Here is a 19138-nt window from a genome sequence, read left to right on the forward strand (position 1 = left end):
TATAGAATTAAATATCGGTTATAAATAACTGCATGGTAATTAAAAGAAAAACAGAGGTTAGAAAATGTAAATATTGTTACTGACAATTAAATAAGAAATACATCTAAGTTTGAGATCTCAACGTGAACTAAAATTTGAAAGGCTTGGTTGACCACGGCTATACTAACAGACTAGTTTAACATCATGATAACAATTACAATTCATTATAAAAAAGACATGGAGTCATCTGATGGTTCAGCCTCAATCGACACAGAATGTGAAATGCTCTCTCACCCCTCCTAATGAACTGATCCTGAAATGGGCAGAGGAACGTCCTAACGACGTTTATCTCAAGCAAATCATCAATCGACAGTTTGTAGAATTTACTTACGCTGACGTTGCCGACAAAGCACTAAAACTCGTCTCTGCGTTGCAGGGTCTGGGCTTGAATCCCGGCGACAAAGTCGCGCTGATCTCCAAGAACTGCGCGGAATGGTTCATCACCGACCTGGCGTTAATGCTAGGTGATTACATCAGTGTGCCTATTTTCCCGACCGCAGGCAGCGATACGATTGAACACTGTATCACTCACAGTGGCAGTAAAGCGCTCATCGCAGGTAAGCTTGATGATTCAGCGGCGACCACAGAGGTCATCAACAAACTCAGTGATCTGATCACCATATCGCTGCCTTACGATTCAGCACCCAACTGCCAGCATGCATTCACTTCGCTGATTGAAAATCAATCGCCGAGTGAACTGAGACCAGAACACTACGACGATAAGCTGATGTCTATTGTGTACACATCGGGTACATCTGGTTTGCCAAAAGGGGCGATGCTGACCTATGGTGCTTTCAACTGGTCAAGTCAGAAATTGATCGAACACTTAGGAGTAGACAGCGACGGAAACGACCGCCTGATGTCTTATCTTCCTCTGGCGCATATTACCGAACGCGTCTATATCTTCGGTACTTCGATTCGTGAAGGTGTACAAACTGCCTTCCCTGAATCGTTAGATACCTTCATTGAAGATGTAAAAATGCAGCGTCCTACGCTGTTTATTTCAGTGCCACGCTTATGGACGGTGTTCCAGCAGCGCATTCAGGAAAAGCTGCCGCAGAAAAAGCTAAACATTCTGCTGAAAATCCCGTTCATCAATTCCTTAATTAAGAAAAAGCTGGCAGACGGGCTGGGCCTGAACGAAGCGCGTATTCTTGGTTGCGGATCAGCTCCTGTTTCTCCGGCTCTCTTAGAATGGTATCGCTCGGTAGGTCTTAACATCACCGAAGCTTGGGGCATGACAGAGTCGTTTGCTTACAGCACGTTGAACTACCCGTTCCGTCCAGAAAAAATAGGAACCGTCGGTAATGCGGGTCCTGGAGTTGAAATCAAAATCGCTGACGACGAAGAGATTTTAGTTCGCAGTAAAGGCATGTTTGCGGGCTATTACAAGAATGACGAAGCCACTCAGGATTCATTCAATGAAGACGGTTGGCTTCATACGGGGGACATTGGTTCCCTAGACAGCGAAGGCTACCTGACCATCCAGGGGCGCAAGAAAGACACTTTCAAAACTGCAAAAGGGAAGTTCGTTGCGCCAGTCCCTATCGAGAAAAAACTGTTTGAATACAGTAAAGTCGAAATGATGTGTCTGATCGGTTCCGGTCTACCAGGTCCTATTCTGCTGGCTATTCCACACGCCTACCCTAACTTTGACCGAGCTCGCTATGAAAGACGCGCAGTCAAAGTTGTTGAACGCATGAATCAAACCTTAGAATCCCACGAACAAATTAAAGGGGTTCTTATGGTGAAAGAGCCATGGAGCATTGAAAATGGCGTTCTGACCCCGACCCTCAAAATAAAGCGACATGTGCTTGAGAAGAAGTATCACGACATAGGTGCTAACTGGCCCAAAGGGCAAATGGTTGTGTGGGAAGATTAATCTCATAGTCTGTTTAAATCTCTTAGAGAGTCCTAGTGGCTCTCTTTCTTTTTTATATAAACGCTGTTTACTAAATAACACTCGATACTAATAACCTCTACTTATAGAAAGCGTATGTAATCCCGATTGGACTCTGGTTGAGTTTCCATACCCACATCTTTTTGTATGTGTGGTGACATTTTGGTTAGTAAGGCATATCTCTGCTTGTATCGCTTAGAGCCAAAACTCCATGATAACTTGGTCTTGGGGAATGTAATTTCAAAATCGAACCCCCAATGTAATGCTATTCTCATGACATTCTCCCCTTATTGACGCTTGTGACTTAGCTTTATTTACGGCTATTATGGAATCAACATGATCAATATTCGAACGACAATTTCTTACATCTAATATAAGTACACGTTATGGATTCCAGATTGCGACATTTATCCGGGCTGCGCTATTTCGAAGCCGCGGCTCGATTAAGTAGCTACAGCAAAGCAGCAGAAGAACTGTTTGTCAGTCAGGCAGCGGTTAGCCAGAAGATCCGCCAGCTTGAGCAGGTTCTGGGCTGCAAGCTGTTTATCCGTCAGGGTCGGGAAATGGCGCTGACCGAAAAAGGAAAAACGCTCTACAAGCAGGTATCTAAAGGCTTTGAGAGCATTCTTACCGGGCTGAATCAAATCACCAATGAACCCATAGATGGCGTGTTGTCTGTCAGTTCTCCCCCATCCTTCGCGTCGCGTTGGTTACTGCCAAGGTTGTGGAAATTCTCCATACGCCATCCTTCTATTCCCATCAGGGTCATGACAACCTGCAACGACATGGATTTGCGTCATGGAGATATTGACGTCGCAATCTGGCAAGGAGAAGAAATGGAAGATTCTGAAGGGCTGTTGTGTGAACGCCTTTTGGAAGAACCAATCTATCCGTACTGCTCACCCGAACTGGCTGACTCGATGAAGTTCGACGATCCAAAACAGTTGCTGGATTGCTGGTTGATACATTACGAATCTAAATGTTTCCCTTGGGAAGATTGGTTTAAAATTTTAGACATAAAAATGAAGAAGTCATCCATTCAATGGATGGAAGTCGGTACCTTTGACCTCGCAATGAACGCTGTCGCGGCTGGGCATGGTGCCTGTCTGGCAACCGAATGTTTAGCCAGCGATTACGTTGAACGCGGCATGCTGGTTCGCCCTTTTGATATCGGCATGACACCGGGGCTGACGTTTCACCTGTTTTCTGACCCCGACTCCCCCAGAAGAGAACGTATCAAAGCCTTTTCAGACTGGTTGCATTCAGAAGTCGAAGCCACGCTGAATCCTATCGAATAACCGCAAGGCTAAAAAAGAAAAAACTCAGCATGAAAAACATGCTGAGTGCGCGACATTAAGATCGTTTTGTTAGCTCCTACGCCGACAACAAAACGGGATACAGGAAGGTCGCTAACTTGGAGTTAATCCCAGAATGGTCTACGAATTTCTTTGTTTGCCTGTTCTTTCGTAATACCAACGTCGTCTAACAGGTGTTCTGGTATCTCAGCCAGTTGCCTGCGAGTGCGGTAATTTTGAAACCATCGCTTAATCAAAGAGAACGCTTTCTTTACTAAGCTGGTCGGTTTCTTAACCGCAACTCGTGCTGAATAAATCGCTGATGTCGTCATCATTTCCTCCTTGATTGTTATTAAGCTCGAGATCAATAATTAATCAAAATAGGTGCGTAGACAAACGATAGAAATTGACATTGAGTTAAGGAAAACTTAAGTGAAAGAAAAAATGCCGCCACTTCAAGGGCTCTACTACTTCTATATTGCTGGAGAAACAGGCAGTTTCAAGTCTGCTGCAGACCGCTTATTTGTTACCGCTGCTGCTGTTAGCCAACAGATCCGGTTGCTAGAAGACTGGCTCGGCACAGAACTTTTTATCCGGCAGCACAGAAAGGTACACTTAACTCATGAAGGTGAGATGCTATTCAGGCAAGCTCAAAAAGGATTCGCGCATTTACAGGATGGAATTCGACAGATAAACCAGGATCCTGACCCGAATCGACTCTCCATTTCAACGCTCCCTTCCTTTGCGCAGCACTGGCTGGTGCCGCGCATTCGGCATTTTCGCGAAAAGCACCCAGAAATCGCCTTGTTGATTGAGCCCAAAAACGAACTGGTAACCTTTCAAGATTCCAGTGTTGATCTCTGTATTCGTTATGGCACTGGCAACTACAAAAACGTAGAAAGTATCTGGCTGATGGATGAAGTCGTATACCCAGTCTGTCACCCCCTCTATCAGAAAGAGCATCAAATTACCTCGATAGAAGATTTAAGCAAAGCAGACTTAATCGAAGATATGTGGCCAGATATGGACTGGCAGTTGTGGCAGGAAACTCTGGGTATAGAAGGCGGGAAGTCTACGCTGCAATACGATGGTTCGCATTTTGTCTTAGAAGGCGCTCTGTCGGTGCAGGGGGTGGCGCTGGTTAAGCACAGCCTGGCCTACCGATACTTGCAAGAAGGCAAACTGGTCAGAATCGGGGACGTCGGTTTGAAGCCAAGATTCAACTATTTCTTGTGCGCTCCTTCTGGCTATTTCAGACGGGAAAAAATCCAGACCTTTGCCACCTGGATACAACAGCAAGTTCAGGAGTTTTGTGGCTTAGGGCGTGAAGGGTTAACCGTCATTGAAACCGACTACTCTTTGAAATGGAACGGGAAAAAGAAGTTCTGAGTCCCTTGTTGTTCATTCATAGCTACTTTGACAAAGACCGACAATAGAAATCCAAAATACCATCGAGGCGATTAACGTTTAATTGCTCTCGATCTGAATTGCAATTGAGTGCTAATGCAAAACCATGAAGATAATCGACAAGCAGTTCTAACGCTGCTTGTTGCTCTCCTTCATCCAAAGAAAGCGGTTGAATAATTCGCTCAAATCGGGTGATGAACACTTCAGCAGGACCCGTTGATTTCATCGTTAGCAATGTTTGCAAAAGCCCGGAATACGTGTCCAGTAAGGAGACATAGCTCCTGCACAAGGATTTCAACTCTTCTGTCCAATTTTGGTTGTCCTGAGGCTCGTATATGCCATCCACCAGCGAAATCGTGATTGCCTCTAAAAGAACATTCTTGTTTTTGAAGTAATGATAGATTGCCATTGCATCGACATCTAACTCACTAGCAAGCTTGCGAATACTCGGGATGGCACCTGTCGCTTTCATCAACTGTTTCGCCGTATCAAGAATGCGCTCTTTACTGAGCTGACTGCTCTTTGGCCGACCTCTTTTTTTCACTTCTTTTTCCATTCTATTTTTTTCTGGATTATTTCTACACTGTAGAATTATAATTAAACCTTCTCTGTAATCAAGCAACAAAGACGAGGGCAACATCCATGGCAAATATTGTTTTTATCGCCACCAGCATTGATGGTTACATCGCAGACAAAGAAGGTGGTCTTGATTGGTTGCACGCTGCACCCGTGCCCAATGACCTTGATACCGGCTTTAACGCCATCATGGAGCGAGTTGATGCATTGGTGATGGGAAGAAACACTCTGGATGTTGTTTTAGGGTTTGGAGTTGAATGGCCGTACAGCAAGCCTGTTTACGTGCTGAGCAATACATTAACCAAGGTGCCAGAGGGCTACGAAGACAAAGTGTTTTTGGTGAATGGAGAGTTGAAAGAGATTGTTGAACAATTGAATCAGAAAGGCTTAAACGACCTGTATATAGACGGCGGGGCAACCATTCAGGGCTTTTTACAGCAAGATTTGATTGACGAGATGATCATAACCACCATACCTGTATTACTCGGTGGCGGTGCACCTTTGTTTGGTGATTTAAATACGCAGCAGGCTTTCAAGCTGGTAAAAAGCGAAACCTTTGCGGGCGCAATCAACCAGGTTCACTACCAGCGAAACCGCTAAGCTGTTTTTATAATAAATCCCACAGATAAACAAAAGCCCCGCCAAATTGGCGGGGCTTTCAATTACTTAGCTAGAAAAGAATTACTTGTTTTCTTTCTCTTCTTTCGCTTTAGCAATTACTTCTTCTGCAACGTTTTGTGGACATGCAGAGTAGTGTGCGAACTCCATAGAGAACTGACCACGACCAGAAGTAATTGTACGTAGGTGACCGATGTAACCAAACATTTCTGATAGAGGTACTTCAGCCTTGATACGTACGCCAGTAGTACCAGCTTGTTGGTCTTTGATCATACCACGACGACGGTTAAGGTCACCGATTACGTCACCAACGTTGTCTTCTGGAGTGAACACGTCAACGTTCATGATTGGCTCTAGAAGTTGAGCGCCAGCTTTTGGCATAGACTGACGGAATGCGCCTTTCGCTGCGATTTCAAATGCGATTGCAGATGAGTCAACTGCGTGGAAGCCACCGTCGAATAGCTCAACTTCAACGTCTAGCGTTGGGTAACCAGCTAGAACACCGTTTTCCATCATAGACTCGAAGCCTTTCTCTACTGCAGGCCAGAATTCCTTAGGAACGTTACCACCTACTACTGTAGAAGAGAACTTGAAGCCAGAACCAGTTTCACCTGGCTTGATGCGGTAGTCGATCTTACCGAACTGACCAGAACCACCAGACTGCTTCTTGTGCGTGTAGCTATCTTCAATTTCTTGAGTGATAGTTTCACGGTAAGCAACCTGAGGTTGACCAACGATTAGGTCTACACCGTAAGTACGCTTAAGGATATCAACCTTGATGTCTAGGTGAAGTTCACCCATACCTTTTAGGATTGTTTCACCTGAATCTTCATCAGTCTCAACCTGGAATGATGGATCTTCTGCAACCATCTTACCAATCGCGATACCCATCTTCTCGCTGCCGCCTTTATCTTTAGGCTGAACTGCGATAGAGATTACTGGTTCCGGGAAGATCATCGCTTCAAGCGTACATTCGTGCTTAGGATCACATAGAGTGTGACCAGTCTGAACGTTCTTCATACCAACAACAGCGATGATGTCACCCGCTTGTGCTTCAGTAAGCTCGTTACGCTCGTCCGCTTGCATTTCACACATACGGCCAATACGCTCAGTCTTACCAGTCGCTGAGTTAAGGATAGTGTCACCCTTCTTCAGACGACCAGAGTAGATACGGATAAACGTTAGTGCACCAAAACGGTCGTCCATGATCTTGAACGCTAGCGCTTTTAGTGGCTCGTCTGCATCAACAGTTGCTACGTCGCCAGTTGGCTCACCAGTTTCTGGATCAGTTAGAGGCTGAGGATCAACTTCTGTTGGAGCAGGTAGGTAATCTACAACTGCGTCTAGAACTAGCTGAACACCCTTGTTCTTAAATGCAGAACCACAGAATGTTGGGAAGAATGCTAGGTCACGAGTACCTTTACGGATACAAGATTTTAGTTGCTCCAAAGTCGGCTCTTCGCCTTCCATGTAAGCTTCCATTAGGTCGTCGTCTTGCTCTACAGCAGTTTCAACTAGCTCTTCACGGTACTGTTCTACGTCGTCAACCATGTCAGCTGGAACGTCTTGTACTTCGTAGTTTTCTGGAAGACCAGAGTCATCCCAAACGTAAGCTTTACGAGTTAGTACGTCTACAACACCAACGAAATCGTCTTCACGACCGATAGGCAGAGTCATTACTAGTGGGTTAGCACCTAGAACGTTCTTCACTTGGTCAACAACGTTGAAGAAGTCTGCACCCATACGGTCTAGTTTGTTTACGAAGATCAGACGAGATACTTCGGAATCGTTCGCGTAACGCCAGTTAGTTTCTGACTGAGGCTCAACACCACCAGAACCACAGAATACACCGATACCACCGTCAAGAACTTTAAGAGAACGGTACACTTCAACTGTAAAGTCAACGTGTCCCGGAGTATCGATCACGTTTAGGCGGTGACCTTTCCACTCACAAGTTACAGCTGCAGACTGGATTGTAATACCACGCTCAGCTTCTTGCTCCATGAAGTCAGTTGTAGACTCACCGTCGTGTACTTCACCCGTTTTGTGGATTTTACCAGTAAGCTTTAGTATACGCTCAGTGGTGGTAGTTTTACCCGCATCAACGTGCGCGAAAATACCAATGTTTCTGTACTTTGATAAATCTGCCATTGTCTTACTCTGTTAATAGGATATAAAATGCGCGCAGAGTATATCACAATCAGCCAAGACTGATACCCTTGCGTGCATTTGAAGAAAAAAAACTTTTTAACACTATTTATAGATAAAAAATAGCGCTAGAAGTGATTTATTTTTATGAAGGTGCTTTGACCTTAGTATTCCCTTAAATGGGGACTTATTTATTGAAATCAAGAGCGCGTAAGCGGCGATTGATTTGCAAACACAATATGCCAGTCTTCCTTCATAGAAATACGAGAGAACATGCCCAGCTCATCCAAAGACGCCTGAGTACGTGCCCCAAATGGGTATACATATTCCCTCTCTTTGTCGTCATGGTCAACCAGATAACAAAGTGCCTCTTTATTATTAGCAGAAATCCACTCCAACAGTTCCAGATCGCCGTCTGAATTTCCCACCACTATCACAGGCTCTGCAGGGCAACGTTTCTGAACGGAGCGAATTTTCTCATCGTGGATGTTTAAGTTTAGGGCACGCCCCTGTGACGTACTGTACAAAACAGAGCCCAGTACCCGATCTGCCGGAATCCCAAACACCGCTTCAACCCATGGTCTGACAAATTCTTCAGAGCTGCCTGTACAAACGTAGCAGGCAAATTGGTTTTGATGCAGTGCATCAATCCACTCTTTGACGGGCAGATAAATCATATCCAGATAAGAATGACCATGTTCTGTATGTAACGCTGTGTCCAACCACTCCCCGCACATCTGCTCAATCTCTGTGCTGGTACTATCGGGGTAAGCAAGGTTAAAGGCATCCAACAACATTTTCCCTGAACCCGCAAACTGGCGCTGTGCACGGTCAACCGCATCAGTGAGAACCTGTTTATCCGGCTCATCCAATTCAGTCTCTATGGCTTCCTTTAGTTTATCTATCACGAAAAAGAGCTCCGCGAAGTAAGGCTTTTCACACCACATCGTGCCGTCAAGGTCAAACACAGCAATTCGCTCCTCGACTGGTAAATAAAGAGGGGACTTTGGATCGGTCCATTTATTTAATGTGCTTAAACATTGAGGAAATGCGGTGTTTTCTTTCCAGTAACTGGGCTGTTTCAATGATGACTCCCTGCTTCATGGCAATAACTCATTTCAAGTTACTTCAAGTTAGAATATTCAGCGAATTATTCTGCTCAATTTACGGTCTTTATATGAATCAAGAACGCGAAAATCGACCATTCCTTGGCAGCAGATCACAAAAAATAGGCACTTTTTGACCAGTAAACGTAATCTTAGTTCAAGAAAAGTATGTAATGCTTGCAATGACTTCATAATTGATACCGCCGATATTTCCCCCAATATTTATCAAGGAAATTAGATAGATATATATGACACTTTTATTACCTAGTTAATACTTCGTAGTAAAGTACCAAAAAACCATCCTATTGGACTGAGTGCGAACTCATCAATTAACACTTTTATCATGTAGGAGATCTTGTCTGGTTAGCTTATTTTTTGCTCAACGCTCAAAAGGCAAACTTGCTTAAAAGCAGGGACGCAAAATGACAGTGCCACTGATTTTTGGAGAGGATTATTGGCAGGCTGCATTACAAGAGCAGATGTTGAAGCAAATCAACACCACTAAAATAAACAGACAAGGAACGAGCGTGATGACTAGACGAGTTCTTTTTACAGCCACTACGCTGGCTTTAACTACAGTATCTGCGTTTGCAGTATCCGGGGAAACGTACACTCAAAACTTTAGCGGCTTCGCTGATCAAACTGATCGTGGTTCTTGGGGTACTATCACATTTACACCAGGTGAGCCTAGCCTCACTCCTTCAGATAAAGCGGCTTACACCAATGCCAGCGACGAACTTCTGTTTGAAGTGCGTTGGACCTGGAACACCATGCGTCGAATGCTTGGTAAGCCCGCATTTAACAAATTAAGAAAAGAAATTGGCGTTCAGAAGCTTCGCGAACTTATTGATGAGCAATGTGAAGCACGAGTAGAAGTTGGTACTCAGCGTACTTACAACTATGGCGCCCCTTCCGTTGGTGGTTACGTAGCAGAGATGGATTCTGACATTTATCACTGTAATCGCAACAATCCAAAAATTACCGTAAATGGCGTTGTTTACCCACTTTCATATCCGCAGAAATCTTCAACTGTGAATATGCGCACTTTTGTACCAACAACTCCAGGTTCCAAATACACATTGACCATCAAATACCACAAGCGTAACTACAACTACAGTCGCTTTGGTATCAACGCAAACCAAGCTTATCGCAACATGAACGTCTGGGTTCGTGGTGCGCTGGAAGAAGCTTCGTTGGAAGGTCTTGGTGATATTGCGTTTACTGGGCAACGTGTCCGCTTACCTGCTAACCCATCAGTCAGTGATGCAAACCAGGAAGACGGATTTAATGTTGCAACCATCAGCTTTACGGCTAACCGCTTCTACACGCCTGTTGCTCTGGCAGACAGCGGTCACCCAGATTCCTACGGTCTTTTGATTAACGAAATCCAGACCGAGGTTACCGAAGAAAATCCGTTCAAAGAAACATGTGAACTTTTCTTCCCACCAAACAGTGGCGGTTTGAAAAAGTGTCTGACTTCTGGTGGCGAAGAAACGCCTAGCATCCTGAGCTGTAATCTTGAAATTGATGAAACGCTTGGCAACTTCAAGGTCAACAGAGAAGGTTACCGAATCGAAAGTGAGCCATGGCGTTACGATCCAAACAACCTGTTCCACGCGAAAAACTACTACAGTGTTGGTAAGGCTGGAATCTCAACCTTGAGATTGGCGAACAATGGTCAATTTTCTGGCTGTCCTATTTACGGCAAGACACTAAAATTAGAAGAGTTCACAGGCAATAACTGGGATTACGAGCGTTACGCGGAACAAGGATGGGTTCAGGTAAGACTGGCGTGTCTGGATGAGAACAACCTACGCGTGGCACGTTGGGAAACGCTTGAGACGGATCACCCTGATAACCTGCTTATCACGGCTAAGAAAATCGATAAAGTGTTTAACGACGACAACTATCAATCTTGCTTGCTCCGTGCTATCCGCTTTGTGGACAGAACTCACACCATTCCAGAAGACCAACCTGGATATGACGCAAACAGCGACGGCTACGAAATTCGTAACGTCCGCATCGAAGATTAGAAGTCTTAGGGTCTGAGTACCTTAGGTTGAACTGCATAACTCAATCTCCTCCAACCCCGGAGTTATGCAGTTCCTTTTCCTGATGTATATACCTCTTTGTTATACATGAGCGCTCTCTTATATAAGATATGAGTAGCATATTTGAGAATGCTGACGATCGTGCATTTTTTCTGAACGAAGATCATGTATTCTACCGCGACTCTTAGGGCAAACCCATTGAGAAGTGGGGGCGCAAAATGACAGTACCTAGTTTAACTTTAGGACGTTCAATTTAGGTAGGCTGCATTGCTGAGTGTTTTTACCGAGACAAAAACACAAAGGATTTAGAGTAATGAAACTGAAATTTTTAGTTGCAGGTATAGTCACACTAGCAACCGCACAGGCTCAGGCATTTGTTCCAGCCTCTGTTATCGACAACAATCAATTACAACCTGAAGAATACGTTCAAGACTTCAAAAGCTATTCAAATCAGGTAGGTCACTACTGGGCGACTGTCGACCTTTCTCCAAACCAAACTCTCTCGCCAAGTAACAAAGCGGCGTATACAACAAGCAGTCAAAAAATCTTGTTCGAAGTTCGTTGGACTTGGAACACATTAAGAAAGATGCTTGGTGCCAGCCAGTTTGATGAGCTACGTAACAGCATTGGTGTTGATGAGATCCGCCGCTTGGTGGACAACGTTTGTGAAGCTCGCGCAGAAGTGGGCAAACACAAAACATACAACTTCGGCAGCCCGCTTCCATGGTGGGAACAGAAGAAACACTACCTGACTGAGCTAGACTCAGACACTTACCATTGTAAGAAACACAACCCAGCGATTTACGTTGGTGGTAAACGTTACGGATTGTCTTACCCACAAAACAATGCGTCTACTGTTAACCTACGTACTTTCATCCCAACAACACCTGGGTCTGAGTACGAAGTAGAAATCCGTTACACAAAACGTAACTACCACAACAACGCAAGCAATGTATACCGTGACCTGGCTGTATGGGTTCGTGGTGACATTCTTTCTGCGAAACTGGATGGTGGTTCAAACGCCAGCTTTGATGGTCATCGTGTTAGCTTGCCAGCCGCTCCGTCTGCACATCGCGACAGCCACGGTTTCTACGTTGCACGCATCAAATTCAAAGCGGACCGTTTCCACACTGCCGTTGCTCTAGCGGATAAAGGTCTGCCTGATTCTTACGGTATTCTGGTGAACAAAGTACGTACTCACGTCACAAAAGTGAACCCGAACAAAGAACAGTGTGAACTGCTATTCCCAGCTGGCAGCCCAGAGTTGCTTAACTGTCTGAACGGTGGTGAGCCTGCGCCAGAAGAAATCAGCTGTAACCTTGAAGTGGATGAGTCACTAGGCAACGTTGTGGTTGATAATGCTGGTTTCCGTCTGACTGCTGAACCTTGGCGCTACGACCCTGCCAACATTCTTCATCATAAGAATTTCTACGGTGTTGGTCGTGAAGGTATCATCACATTCAAGCTAGCGAATAACGGTAAGTTTGCAGGTTGTCCGATCAAAGACAAGCGTCTGACTCTGGATGAGTACACAGCAAACAACTGGGATTACGAGCGTTACGCAGAGCAAGGTCTGATCAAAGTGAAACTGTCTTGTGTTGAGAATGGTATCCGCGCAAGCCGTTGGGAAGTGGTTGAAACCGAACTGGAAAACAACTACCTGATCACTAACAAGAAGATCGACAAACTGTTTAACGACTCAGCTTACGACAACTGTCTACTGACAGAAGTACGCTTTGTTGACCGTACTCACCTGATTCCTTCATCTCAGGCGGGATACGATGCAAACAGCGACGGTTTCGACATTCGTGCAATGAAGATCAACTAATCCTGTTTTAAAAAACAACTGCCTAAAGCGCCACTGGAATTCCAGTGGCGTTTTTTATTGGGTCTTACCTAAGCGACGACATATTTCTTATTAAGGAGAACGACTCTACGACTTTAAGACACCGAGTATATTAGCGATTTTTCTGATTTTAGGTGCGCTAACCTGACTTCGCTCTAAGGGCAAACTGGCTGTAAAGTCAGGGCGCAAAATGACAGTGCCTGATGGCAGTGGTCGCTGAGTTTAAGTTATTCAGCTGTGTTGATTTTTCACAATAAGTCGCGTTAACGCTCAATGGAAACATCAACAGTCCAATCAGGCAGGCTGCATTGCTGAGTGTTTTCAGTTTGAAACACAAGGAATAGAGTCATGATAAAAAAAACATTGGTCAGCTTAGGATTGGTCTCTTCCGTCTTAGCTTTACCAGTCACCGCAGATACATTAGATAAATACACCCAGCTGTTTAATACCTACCATAACCAGCTAGAGCACGGAACCTGGGGGTTGGTCGACTTCACGCCATCGGGTCCTCAGCTTACGCCCGATAACCCTGCTGCATACACATCGGGTCGGACATTGTTGTTTGAACCACGCTGGACAAAGCGCACCATGCGTCATGTACTTGGTCAGTCGGAATACCAGTATCTGGAAAGCACCATCGGGGAAGAAGAGGTACGCAGAAGGATAAACAATCACTGTGAAGCTCAGCTAGAAGTAGGAAGATCGAAAACCTATGGTCAGCAATACAAAGGCGGCGGCTTTCTGGCAGAGCTGGATTCAGACACCAGTCACTGCCCTCAAAACCGTAGGCTCAACGTAGGTGGCACCTACTACCCACTGGACTTCAGCAACAACCAATCTGCGGTGAACATCCGCACCTTTGTGCCAACCGTACCGGGGGCAAAATATCGTCTGGTGTTCAAATACCAACGCCGCGCTTACACGCCGACTTCTCAGGCTAACAATTATCACCGAGATCTGGTCACTCACCTTAACGCAAACATCACCAGTGCTAAAGTCAATGATCACGGTGGTGTCGGAGTAAGCGGCCACCGTTTGCAGTTCCCTATTCAGCTTAACGATTCCAACCTGATAAAAGGCTTTAACAAAGCCGTGGTTCATTTCACCGCAGATCGTTTTTACACACCGCTGGTCTTTCGTGACAAAGGGTTGCCAGACTCTTACGGCATGCTGCTAAAAGACGTCAAAGTGTTCCTGACAGAGCAAAACCCAAACAAACAGCAGTGTGAGCTTCTCTACCCACCGGGCAGCGCAGCTTTGCAAGATTGTCTGAATGGAGGCTCCACTGGTGTACCTTCAGAGATCAGCTGTAACCTGAACATTGATTCTCAATTGGGTAACTTTGTGGTTAATGAAGCGGGTGAGCGCATTGCCAGCGAACCTTGGCGTTATGACCCACAGAATGTTCTCAGCACTTCGGATTTCTATTCCGTAGGGAAAGGGGGCGTATCAACATTCAATATGTCGAACAACGGTCAGCTATCGGCTTGCCCTATATACAATAAACGCGTCAGGTTGGAAGAATTTACCTCGAACAACTGGGACTACGAACGTTATGCCGAGCAAGGTTACGTGCACGCGAAACTCAACTGCTTAGCAGCCAACGGGACTCGTGAAACTAGCTGGGTAACGCTGGGCACTGAGCGAACCGACAACCTTCTGATCACTCAGGGTAAAATTGACCAGACGTTCAATGATGCTAAATATCAGAGTTGTTTTCTGCTTGCCTTCCAGTTTGAAGACCGCACACACATCATTCCGACCACTCAGGCTGGATACGATGAAAACAGCGATGGCTACGACATTCGTGCACTGACGCTCAACTAATTCAATCGGGAAAAACGCAAAGCAAACGCCACTGGATAACCAGTGGCGTTTTTTATTGGGTCTTACCTAAGCGACGTGAAATTTCTTATTAAGGAGATCCACTCCACGACTTTGAGACACGATGCATATTAGCGATTTTTATAAATTCAGGTGCGCTACTCTGATTTCGCTCTAAGAGCAAATTAGCTGTGTTAGTGAATGATTCCAAAACCTATCGAATGTGTGTATTCGCTAGCTTGCTTCGCGCGAAAGAAATCAATGCTAACACGACATTTCACAATCAACCTTTTTAAAAACTTAACTTAAGCAGTCCCAAGTTACACCGTTAGAAATTTGTTTATTAGCTACCCGCATAATCATGAACTCTCCCTTTGTAAGGCTTGATTGCCAGCCATTGGGAATTCAGAACAGGACTAGGATTATGGATATTTTTTCTATTGCACTCGGTTTACAGGTGCTTCACAAAGATTATGAAGTGAATGGTGTTCATATTGCGCCCGCACATCAGGGAGTAGAGGTGCAAGAGCTTATTCACATGTCGAGCTTAGCAGGAAGCGACGTGCTTCGTATTCCTCTGGATCTGACTTGGACGACACCAACCGGCGTGCCCCAATGGGTATTGGATCGGATAGAAGTTTATCTGCAGCAAGCGCAAAGCCGGGGAATCAAGGTGATTTTACAACCCGGGCAAACTCCCGTTGACCTGATTCGTAATGGAGGAACCAACGCAGATGCCCCGAACGTAAATAACATTCCCGAACTGGCGAACCGGTATGCCATCTATGTGAACGAAGTTTACCAAAACCTGCCGCAATACCGGGACACCATCGCTGGCTGGGAAGTCGGCAATGAACCCAACATGGGCTTTCAGGCGGAGGATGGAGGGTATGTTGTGACCGATAGTAATACACACAGATACTATGCCGTTTCACTGGCAAATGCCGCCCATTACGCCAATTACTTAGCTTATACCGCCAAAGCCATTGATGCCCTGCAACTAGGCTATGAGGTGAATGTAATAGGAGGAGGCATTGCCCACAACGATGTCCCCTACCTCAATACATACCTCAGTACACTTTCACAAAAACTTAACGAATTGGGAACGAGCGTAGACGGCATTTCTATCCACCCCTATACAACCTACATTCGCACTTTTACCAGCCCGGAATCTGGTCGCCCGACCGTATGGGTTGATGTCCCCGAGGCAGGTGCTCACGTCGCAAGCTGGAATTATCACTACAGTTTTCAGGGGGCTCTTTATAATGTGCAACGAATTATGCTGGAAAACGGATTCGATCAGACCGACCTCTGGATTACCGAATTCGGTGTGCCCTCTTATCTGGGTTACAGGAATGCGGGTCCCGATGGCGAGCTTGACCAGGCACGTTGGTTTGCAGAGGCATTTGGCGTGCTCGATAGCTGGGGGAACGAGCATCTGAAGGGAGTGATTGCTCACCATGTTCTGGATAGCCACACGTTTGAATACAATGCCCAGTTCAGCGCTTACGACAGCAATAAACCGAATGGGGATGTGAGTCACGCAGAGAAATCATTTGGGCTGTTCCACAAGAAAAACGGCTCCTTCACTTCTAAGCCCGCAGGCTGGCTGATGGACTATATCTCCAACAATCGGACTTTCTACTACCACAACATCATTAGCGAGCGTGATAAAAGCGTGTTAGACGCCTCTCACTGGGGGGCATACAGCGGAATCTTTAGCGGTTTTGTCATGCTGACCCATGATGGAAACGACACCGTCACGGGCTCCAATCACGATGACAGTATTTTTGGAGGCAGTGGTAATGATGTGATTTCTGGATTGAACGGGAACGACCGACTTTACGGTGGCTCCGGAGATGACGACATTCGTGGCGGAGGCGGTGCGAATGACATATACGGAAATGATGGCAACGATGAAATTAGAACCAGTCAGGGGCGGGTTGATGGAGGACGAGGCTTCGATACCTTGTTTTTATCTGCTAACCCTTCGAGCTATTCGATTACAGGTGACGCTATTGAGTTCACCATCTCGGGTTCAGGTCAGTCTATACGCGGTAGAGACGTTGAAAGAATCCAGTTTGCGGACAACTCTTTTGTCGATTTATCGAACGCCGACGTCGGCAGAGGGAATGGGTTCATTTCCGCTCAGAGTGCCATTGATGCTCAGGATGATCCCAACAACAATGTGACCTACGGGCAGACCATTACCATTCCTGTATTAAGCAACGATACAACCACACCAGAGACGCGAATCACACAAATCAACGGAATTGACATGCAGCCGGGATGGGCAACTTGGGCAAACGGTGCCGGACTGGTTTACTTCCTGCACGACCAGACACTGGCGCTGGAAGCTTACGGCGAGGATTACAGTTTCACTTACACCATATCGGATGGGACTCAAACTGACGTTGCAACGGTCAGCGGTACCATTTACCCCGCCACAGCTCCGAACGCCGTCGATGACCCAAACCACAATGTAGCCTACGGTGCCAGAATCACTATCCCGGTTCTTGATAACGATAGCGACCCAAATGGAGACACGTTACAGATTACGCAAATAAACGGGATTGATATGCAGCCCGGCTGGCAGACATGGGCTAATGGTGCTGGATTGGTTTACGTTCGACACGACCATAAATTGGAGCTGGAAGCGTACGGTGAAAATTACAGCTTCACCTACACGGTTTCCGATGGCACGGAAACTGACGTCGCGACAGTCAGCGGAACGATAAGCTCGCAGTAAATCGACAGCTACATCCGTCGATTGCCTAAGATTTGTCGTTGACCAAAACAAATACGGGATTTCGTTATTAGAAATCCCGTTCATTCCCTATAGCTCGTCGAAAGCTTCAATGGCTTCCGAGAGCTTTTGGACACCATGTATCTGCATGCCCTTTATGCCCCCTTTTGGCATGTTTGCAGCAGGGACAATCGCTTTGGTGAATCCATGCTTGAAGGCCTCCATCAATCGCTCCTGACCACTTGGAACAGGGCGAATCTCACCAGCCAGACCGACTTCTCCAAACACCACCACATCTTTTGGTAACGGGCGATCACGGAAGCTGGACAACAGCGCCATAAGCAACGCTAGGTCCGCACTGGTTTCTGTTACTTTTACGCCGCCCACCACATTCACAAAAACATCCTGATCGGCCATTTGCAGACCGCCGTGTTTGTGTAAAACAGCCAGAAGCAAAGATAAACGGTTCTGCTCCAAACCCACTGCTACACGTCGAGGGTTTGCCAATTGGGAGTAATCCACCAGCGCCTGAATTTCAACGAGCAAAGGTCGGGTCCCTTCCCACACCACCATCACTGAGCTGCCCGAGGTTTCTTCTTCACCACGAGACAGGAAAATCGCCGAAGGGTTGCTGACTTCTTTCAGCCCCTGCCCTGTCATCGCAAATACCCCCAGCTCATTCACCGCGCCAAAACGGTTTTTGTGGCTACGCAAAGTGCGGAAACGACTATCTGTACCGCCGTCCAGCAGCACCGAACAGTCGATAATGTGTTCCAGAACTTTAGGTCCCGCGAGCGTGCCATCTTTGGTTACGTGACCAACAATGAACACCGCGACGTTGTTTTGTTTTGCGTAACGGGTCAAAGCAGTTGCGGATTCACGAACCTGAGCCACGCTGCCCGGCGAAGACTGTACGTCTGCAACGTGCATAACCTGAATGGAGTCGATCACCATAATGCGGGGTTGTTCTTTTTCCGCAATCTGGCAAATTTTATCGACATTGGTTTCCGACAGCATGCTGAGGTTGTCTTTTGGTAATCCAAGGCGGGAAGCACGCATCGCCACCTGCTGCAATGACTCTTCACCGGTGACATACAAAGTCGGCATCTGACCAGACAACAAACACATGGTTTGTAAAAGAAGTGTTGATTTACCTGCCCCAGGGTTACCACCAATCAGAATAGCGGCTCCGGGCACAACTCCGCCCCCAAGAACACGGTCTAACTCTTTGAAACCGCTACTGAACCTTGGTACTTCTTGCAGGTCAATTTCGGAAAGTTTCTGAACCTTAGATTCGGTTGCAGAACCTGCATACCCTGATAAACGTTCGTTTCGAGCTACGGTTGGCGATGCGGCAAGACGAATTTCCGAGATGGTGTTCCATGCCCCACATGCACTGCACTGCCCTTGCCAGCGGGGGAAATCTGCACCACAATCATTACATACATATGCACGTTTTGCTTTCGCCATAGAACTTGCCGTCTCTCAATTATTTACAATAAAAATTTAACATTGGGGTCATATCTCTGGGTAGAAGAGTATAATTATTTTAAAGATAACGATTCCGTCGTCGATAACCCAA

13 protein-coding genes and 3 riboswitches are annotated in these 19138 nt (G+C 46.1%); of the genes, 8 read left to right on the forward strand and 5 right to left on the reverse strand.

The window, feature by feature from the left end; all coding sequences use genetic code 11:
• Positions 1-229 precede the first annotated feature (229 nt).
• On the forward strand, positions 230-1921 hold the full coding sequence (locus tag QMG91_RS14070; RefSeq protein WP_281827206.1) for an AMP-binding protein: 1692 nt from the start codon (positions 230-232) through the stop codon (positions 1919-1921).
• 404 nt (positions 1922-2325) lie between these two features.
• Complete coding sequence (locus tag QMG91_RS14075) at positions 2326-3237, forward strand: LysR substrate-binding domain-containing protein (protein ID WP_022549815.1); 912 nt, start codon at positions 2326-2328, stop codon at positions 3235-3237.
• A 122-nt stretch (positions 3238-3359) separates the two neighbouring features.
• Here QMG91_RS14075 and QMG91_RS14080 read toward each other — a convergent pair whose 3' ends face one another.
• Positions 3360-3569, reverse strand: coding sequence for a DUF1127 domain-containing protein (locus QMG91_RS14080; protein ID WP_375342724.1), 210 nt, complete (start codon positions 3567-3569; stop codon positions 3360-3362).
• 97 nt (positions 3570-3666) lie between these two features.
• On the opposite strand from QMG91_RS14080, the gene QMG91_RS14085 reads away from it, so the two are divergent.
• A complete protein-coding gene (locus QMG91_RS14085) occupies positions 3667-4623 on the forward strand; it encodes a LysR substrate-binding domain-containing protein (protein WP_022549814.1) in 957 nt (318 codons plus the stop codon).
• 22 nt (positions 4624-4645) lie between these two features.
• Here the strand turns inward: QMG91_RS14085 and QMG91_RS14090 are convergent, their stop codons facing one another.
• Positions 4646-5197: a TetR/AcrR family transcriptional regulator gene (locus tag QMG91_RS14090; protein ID WP_281827209.1), complete on the reverse strand. Its 552-nt coding sequence runs from the start codon at positions 5195-5197 to the stop codon at positions 4646-4648.
• Positions 5198-5283: 86 nt separating this feature from the next.
• Between QMG91_RS14090 and QMG91_RS14095 the strand changes: the two genes are divergently transcribed.
• Positions 5284-5817 carry a dihydrofolate reductase family protein gene (locus tag QMG91_RS14095; RefSeq protein ID WP_022600185.1) on the forward strand — a complete coding sequence of 178 codons (534 nt, stop codon included), beginning with the start codon at positions 5284-5286 and terminating at the stop codon, positions 5815-5817.
• A gap of 81 nt (positions 5818-5898) precedes the next feature.
• On the opposite strand, the gene fusA is transcribed toward QMG91_RS14095, so the two are convergent.
• A complete protein-coding gene (gene fusA, locus QMG91_RS14100) occupies positions 5899-7986 on the reverse strand; it encodes an elongation factor G (RefSeq protein ID WP_022549811.1) in 2088 nt (695 codons plus the stop codon).
• 197 nt (positions 7987-8183) lie between these two features.
• Entirely contained in the window at positions 8184-9068 is an 885-nt protein-coding gene (locus tag QMG91_RS14105) for an HAD family hydrolase (protein WP_281827213.1), read from the reverse strand.
• Positions 9069-9471: 403 nt separating this feature from the next.
• Positions 9472-9564, forward strand: a riboswitch (cyclic di-GMP riboswitch).
• A 55-nt stretch (positions 9565-9619) separates the two neighbouring features.
• On the opposite strand from QMG91_RS14105, the gene QMG91_RS14110 reads away from it, so the two are divergent.
• The 4 genes from QMG91_RS14110 to QMG91_RS14125 all read left to right on the forward strand — a co-directional run bounded on the left by QMG91_RS14110 (position 9620) and on the right by QMG91_RS14125 (position 17559).
• Positions 9620-11122 carry a hypothetical protein gene (locus QMG91_RS14110; protein WP_071211813.1) on the forward strand — a complete coding sequence of 501 codons (1503 nt, stop codon included), beginning with the start codon at positions 9620-9622 and terminating at the stop codon, positions 11120-11122.
• 196 nt (positions 11123-11318) lie between these two features.
• A riboswitch (cyclic di-GMP riboswitch) is annotated at positions 11319-11415 on the forward strand.
• Between the two features lie 38 nt (positions 11416-11453).
• Positions 11454-12968, forward strand: a complete 1515-nt coding sequence (locus QMG91_RS14115; protein ID WP_281827216.1) for a hypothetical protein — start codon at positions 11454-11456, stop codon at positions 12966-12968.
• A 168-nt stretch (positions 12969-13136) separates the two neighbouring features.
• Positions 13137-13215: riboswitch (cyclic di-GMP riboswitch) on the forward strand.
• A gap of 119 nt (positions 13216-13334) precedes the next feature.
• Entirely contained in the window at positions 13335-14813 is a 1479-nt protein-coding gene (locus QMG91_RS14120) for a hypothetical protein (RefSeq protein WP_022549807.1), read from the forward strand.
• Between the two features lie 421 nt (positions 14814-15234).
• On the forward strand, positions 15235-17559 hold the full coding sequence (locus tag QMG91_RS14125; RefSeq protein ID WP_281827219.1) for an Ig-like domain-containing protein: 2325 nt from the start codon (positions 15235-15237) through the stop codon (positions 17557-17559).
• An 87-nt stretch (positions 17560-17646) separates the two neighbouring features.
• Here QMG91_RS14125 and radA read toward each other — a convergent pair whose 3' ends face one another.
• On the reverse strand, positions 17647-19026 hold the full coding sequence (gene radA / locus QMG91_RS14130) for a DNA repair protein RadA (protein ID WP_022549805.1): 1380 nt from the start codon (positions 19024-19026) through the stop codon (positions 17647-17649).
• Positions 19027-19138 lie beyond the last annotated feature (112 nt).

The sequence above is a fragment of the Vibrio nigripulchritudo genome (assembly GCF_027924785.1).
GTDB classification, from domain to species: domain Bacteria; phylum Pseudomonadota; class Gammaproteobacteria; order Enterobacterales; family Vibrionaceae; genus Vibrio; species Vibrio nigripulchritudo.

Bases quoted from the DNA above. Each gene is read 5' to 3' on its own strand.
- QMG91_RS14070 (WP_281827206.1), top strand. From the start codon at position 230: ATGGTTCAGCCTCAATCGACACAGAATGTGAAATGCTCTCTCACCCCT.
- QMG91_RS14075 (WP_022549815.1), top strand. From the start codon at position 2,326: ATGGATTCCAGATTGCGACATTTATCCGGGCTGCGCTATTTCGAAGCC.
- QMG91_RS14080 (WP_375342724.1), bottom strand. From the start codon at position 3,569: ATGATGACGACATCAGCGATTTATTCAGCACGAGTTGCGGTTAAGAAA.
- QMG91_RS14090 (WP_281827209.1), bottom strand. From the start codon at position 5,197: ATGGAAAAAGAAGTGAAAAAAAGAGGTCGGCCAAAGAGCAGTCAGCTC.
- QMG91_RS14095 (WP_022600185.1), top strand. From the start codon at position 5,284: ATGGCAAATATTGTTTTTATCGCCACCAGCATTGATGGTTACATCGCA.
- fusA (WP_022549811.1), bottom strand. From the start codon at position 7,986: ATGGCAGATTTATCAAAGTACAGAAACATTGGTATTTTCGCGCACGTT.
- QMG91_RS14110 (WP_071211813.1), top strand. From the start codon at position 9,620: ATGACTAGACGAGTTCTTTTTACAGCCACTACGCTGGCTTTAACTACA.
- QMG91_RS14115 (WP_281827216.1), top strand. From the start codon at position 11,454: ATGAAACTGAAATTTTTAGTTGCAGGTATAGTCACACTAGCAACCGCA.
- QMG91_RS14120 (WP_022549807.1), top strand. From the start codon at position 13,335: ATGATAAAAAAAACATTGGTCAGCTTAGGATTGGTCTCTTCCGTCTTA.
- QMG91_RS14125 (WP_281827219.1), top strand. From the start codon at position 15,235: ATGGATATTTTTTCTATTGCACTCGGTTTACAGGTGCTTCACAAAGAT.
- radA (WP_022549805.1), bottom strand. From the start codon at position 19,026: ATGGCGAAAGCAAAACGTGCATATGTATGTAATGATTGTGGTGCAGAT.